The organism is Breznakia sp. PF5-3 (assembly GCF_029504745.1).
In the GTDB taxonomy this organism is placed as follows: domain Bacteria; phylum Bacillota_I; class Bacilli_A; order Erysipelotrichales; family Erysipelotrichaceae; genus Breznakia.
The window spans coordinates 1-4,953 of sequence record NZ_JAQFIQ010000073.1 but is presented as its reverse complement, the minus strand read 5'-3'; the positions used below and the strand labels follow the sequence as shown (position 1 = coordinate 4,953).

The window sequence follows — 4,953 nt, the reverse complement described above, 5'->3', positions numbered from 1 at the left end:
CATTGTATATTTTTGATTTCTTCCCATATTAAAACCCCCTTAAATTAAAGTGCTTTATTTATTTGCACTGTATACCTAAGGGGGATAACATCATTTACAAAGGCCGGCTTTCTTAATCTTCTATATAATAATCAATTGCATTGGCTACACCATAATCATCATTTGAGCTTGTTATATACTCACTCATCTGCTTGATTTGTTGATTTGCATTTTCCATGGCTACACAATGCCCACATACTTCAAACATTGATACATCATTTTCATTATCCCCAATCGCTAAAATTTCATTTTTCTGTATGTTCATCTTTTTCATTATTTCCAAAATGGCATTCCCTTTACTCACACCTTCAGCATTGATATCAAAGCTGATTGCATTATAACTCGTAAGAGTAATGTGTTCAATCAGAGATAAACGCTTTCGCAAACGCTCTAAGGTTTCTTTTGATAATGTATAAACCAATATCTTCAAAATATCATGAGTCTTATCATGCAGCTCCCTCCATGATAATTGCGTATAAGAAGTTACTTGTAATGCTTTTGGTAAATCTTCATTCATATGACTGTAAAGAAAACGATCATCATATGCTTCATGTGTATAAAAATTAGCATTTCCTTTAAAAAATGCACATACTTCTTCCTTAGACAATTCCGTTATAACCGTTTCTAGTGCAGTCGTCTCTATATATTTAGATGTCATTATATTATCTATCTCATAATTAGCACCATTGCTAGAAATCACTTGCACCCTGTCATCGATTTCAAGAGCAAGGTGTTTAGCAAAGCAATATGGTCTTCCAGTTACTAAATAAACATGTATTCCTTTATCCAATGCTTTCACAATACTTTGTTTATTTTCAATAGGTACTTCCAATTTTGAATTTAATAATGTCCCATCTAAATCAATACCAATAAGTTTTATCATTTTAATAAGAATCCTTTAAAATTTGTTTTAAATCTTCTGCTGTCCCAAATGGAAGATGTTCAAGAATTGGCGAATTTATAATCGCATCATACTGTTCCTCACTCATTTCATAATCACTTAATCTCTTATTCAAGTTTATCTCTCTCAAAAATGCTGTCATACCTTCATACAATGAGTTATAGCCAGTAAAAAAGGAAGCTATCTCAGTAAATTCTTCTTCGTATTGAACTGCAAAGTTTTTTATAAAAGCTGGAAAGACGATTGCTAAAGCTTCTCCATGAGGAATATTTAAAACACCACCAATAATCTCTGACAATGGATGAGGAGCTGCTGCTCCTCCATTGGCAAGTGCTCTACCCGCTAACGTATCTGCTAACATCATATTAGAACGATATTCCACAGATTGTGGATCTTTCATTGCTTTAGGTAAATTTTCAACAATCAACTTCATAGCTGATAATGAATCCATTTTAGAATATGTAGAAGCTTTGGGATTGATATAGCTTTCAAAAGCATGGGTAAATGCATCAAAGCCTGTCGCTGAGCGAATATGGGCTGGTAGCGTCAAGGTAAGTGATGGATCTAAAATACACTCTTTTGAAAACAACAGTGGATGAAAAAACGTTATTTTTTCATTTCCTCTTGATAATACGGCTGCCTGTGTTACCTGCGATCCTGTACCTGATGTCGTAGGAACAGCAATAATAGGCAATTCATTTCCTGTATACGCTTGATAATTCTCAAAAGGTGAATGAAACATTTCAAAAATTTCATCCCAGTTTATAGTTTCAACACCATTGGTAAAGGCAATCGCTTTTGCTGTATCCATTGAACTACCACCACCAACAGCTAATACAAAATCCACTGGATTTTCTTTAAGAACTTGCAACCCTTCTTCAACAATTCCAATATGAGGATTTGGTTTTACCTCTTTAAAATGAAAAACTTCAATCTCTGTCTCTGATAATATCTTTTTTATCTCTGTATATAATGGTGTTAATACACCATCTGGAGCAGTAACAAGCAATGCTCTTTCCCCATACCGCTTACATATCTTTCCAAGCTCATGCAATCGATCTCCAAAATGGATTCGCGTTGGTTGATAATAATCAAACATAAAAATTCCTCCTTCGTGTACATGTATAGTATATGCACTTTTATAAATGAAAACTACCTTGCAGTAGATGATTTCTAGAACATAACAATAAGGTAATTTATCAACATATGAAAACTTTTTAACGAATCATTATGGTAATAGAATTACATGTACTTCACTATCCTCAAAACTAGAAATCATATATGATTGAAACAGGAGGAAAATACATGAAATATATTATTGACCATGCAAATATAAACGAAATTGATGAAGTATTAAATATGGGTATTCAAGCCATTACAGCAAACCCAACTTTATACAAAAAGAATACTATTGATATGCTTAGCTTCCTAGATTACTACAAAGATAAAAACCTTTCATTCCTAAGTGCTGAAGTTATGGGGAACACCGTAGAAGAAATGTTAAGTGAAGTGGATGCTATTCTAAAAATATATCCAAAAGCAATTATAAAGATTAACTTTTCCAAAGCAGGATTAAAACTATGTAACATTCTTCATAATAGAGGAATAAAAACAGCAATTACCTTAGTCTTTTCTATAGCACAAGTTGCAGCAGCTATGAATGCTCATGCAGATTATATATTTTTCTTCATTGGCCGCAATGATGAAATGGGAAATGACGGTCTCGCACTTATTGAAGATGCCATAAAATTAACAAAAAATAGCAATACGCATATCGTTGCTGCATCTTTAAAAAACCTTCACCATCTACAAGCCTTATCCAAACTAGATATTGAATATGTAGGGATTCCATATCAACTTTATATGTCATCACTACAACACCCATTAACCGATAGTGGAAAAGAAACCTTTGAAAAAGACTGGAAAGACATAAGAAAAGATAATTCATAATTATGAATTATCTTTTTTAAAACTATTTACAAGCTACTCCTCTAGCATATGTTTGAATTACATCATACTCTTTATCAAGTACAACCAAATCCGCATCATGACCAGTCATGATTTTTCCTTTGCGATCATCAATCTTAAGCGCTCTAGCTGGATTTAACGTACAAGAATTAAGTGCATAATCAAATGGAATAAGAGCCTCTTCAACTAATAACTTAAGTCCTTTATTTACATTTAAAGTACTTCCTGCAAGACTTTTAGCTTCTACTAAATGGGCACTTCCATCTGGATAAATCTCAATTTCATTTCCCCCAAACATGTGATGAGAACCAATTGGGCATCCTTTTGCCATCAATGCATCAGTAATCATAATTGTATAATCACGACCTTTTGCCATAAATAAATTATTTACTGCATTTAAGTTTGAATGATTACCATCACAGATTACTTCTCCATACACATCTCTAAAGCGCATAGCTGCACCAACCAATCCTGGGTTACGATGTTGGAATGGTGTCATTCCATTAAAAACATGAGTCATACTTTGCGCACCATGTGCTACCGCCATAACGGCTTCTTCATAAGTAGAACCTGAATGTCCCATACTTACTAATACGCCATTTTGTGATGCATATTCTGTAAGTTTAAAATCTTCATCATGTTCACAAGCCATTGTCATGATTTTAATCATTCCTTTAGCTGCTTTTTGATATTCCTTAAACTCTTCAACATTTGGTTTTTTAATATGTTGTTCTGGTTGTGCACCCTTGTATTTCATATCTAAATATGGACCTTCAAAGTGTACTCCTAAAATTTCTGCACCTTCATATCCTTTTTCAACTACATCTACAATATTTTCCAATGCCTTCGTTAACACTTCTTTACTTTGGGTAATGGTTGTTGGAAACAATCCTGTTACTCCTTCATCCGTAATATTTTTCACCCAATTAAGAAGACCTTCTGGTTGTGCATCATTTGTATCAAATGTATACGCTCCATGACAGTGAATATCAATGAAACCAGGAACGATTCTATTATCTTCGTAATCCTTATCCACTTGCTTTTCACCATACTCATAAATACCTGTAATCTTATCAGCTTTCATTTCTATTTGAGCCGGAACAAATTGACCTGCTATCCAAACCTTTTTACTCTGTATAATCATTTACGATACCTCCGTTAATTAGTATTATACACTCTTTATAGGATAAGAGCATAGTTTTCGCTTATCTTTTTGAATATTTATTTTGTCTTTTTTACGATATTTAATTTCCCTATGTTAAAAGTTATAAAATCACGGTATAATATAACTAATTGATTAAGGAGAAATCTATGGAATTAATACTTATTCTTACCGTTATAACCGTTGGAGGTTTTTCATTATTTACGTATATTTTTAAAAAGTTAAGATTTAAAAAAATTCTAACGTTACTACAACAGCAACAATATGATGAATTTGATAAAATTGTTGATAGTTGGTCTTCAAGATATTTGTTTCCACACTTCAATATTGAATATTTAAAATTAAATTCATATATTCTACGTGGTGATGAAAGCAAGATTGATAAAAGCTTTGATACTTTATTTACAATAAAGATGACAATGCCACAAAAGCAAGATGTATATATGAAAGCTTTTAACTATTATGTAGGATTAGAAAATAAACACAAAACAAAAGAACTCATTGAAGTCATCGAAGGTTTTGACAATGAAGAAATGAAAAAAGAAGCACGTACGATATATGATGTCTTCATTTTAAAAAGATCAAATTACATTGAGGAGATGGAAGCAAATTTAAAAGATCAAGACGATGCTGAAAAAGGAATTACAGAATACCTATTATCTGTACAATACGAAAACAAGGGTAATCGAAAGAAAGCTGAAGAATATCTAGAATTATCAAAAAGTCATCTGCGTGATCCAGAAGAAACAACGGCTGAGTAGCAAAAGAAGTGATATAAATCACTTCTTTTTTTATTATCGCAAAAAAATACCACCTGCTATGCGGGTGGTAAAAGAACTTAAAGAAACCTCCGTGTTATAGTAGAAAGTAGCCTGGCAGCTAC

The 4,953-nt window shown here is 32.6% G+C and carries 5 protein-coding genes; 2 read left to right on the top strand and 3 right to left on the bottom strand.

What is annotated here, in order from left to right; translation table 11 throughout:
• Positions 1 to 112: 112 nt before the first annotated feature.
• Both M2475_RS11220 and M2475_RS11215 read right to left on the bottom strand, forming a co-directional pair.
• Positions 113 to 922: a Cof-type HAD-IIB family hydrolase gene (locus tag M2475_RS11220; protein ID WP_277491612.1), complete on the bottom strand. Its 810-nt coding sequence runs from the start codon at positions 920 to 922 to the stop codon at positions 113 to 115.
• 1 nt (position 923) lies between these two features.
• The gene (locus M2475_RS11215; RefSeq protein WP_277491610.1) at positions 924 to 2,039 is read right to left on the bottom strand and encodes an iron-containing alcohol dehydrogenase; all 1,116 of its coding nucleotides are present in this window, start codon (positions 2,037 to 2,039) and stop codon (positions 924 to 926) included.
• Positions 2,040 to 2,245: 206 nt separating this feature from the next.
• On the opposite strand from M2475_RS11215, the gene M2475_RS11210 reads away from it, so the two are divergent.
• On the top strand, positions 2,246 to 2,890 hold the full coding sequence (locus M2475_RS11210; RefSeq protein ID WP_277491609.1) for a transaldolase family protein: 645 nt from the start codon (positions 2,246 to 2,248) through the stop codon (positions 2,888 to 2,890).
• A gap of 22 nt (positions 2,891 to 2,912) precedes the next feature.
• Here the strand turns inward: M2475_RS11210 and nagA are convergent, their stop codons facing one another.
• Positions 2,913 to 4,052: an N-acetylglucosamine-6-phosphate deacetylase gene (gene nagA, locus M2475_RS11205; protein ID WP_277491608.1), complete on the bottom strand. Its 1,140-nt coding sequence runs from the start codon at positions 4,050 to 4,052 to the stop codon at positions 2,913 to 2,915.
• A gap of 167 nt (positions 4,053 to 4,219) precedes the next feature.
• Here nagA and M2475_RS11200 point away from each other — a divergent pair, with 167 nt between their 5' ends.
• Positions 4,220 to 4,831, top strand: a complete 612-nt coding sequence (locus tag M2475_RS11200) for a hypothetical protein (RefSeq protein WP_277491607.1) — start codon at positions 4,220 to 4,222, stop codon at positions 4,829 to 4,831.
• Positions 4,832 to 4,953 lie beyond the last annotated feature (122 nt).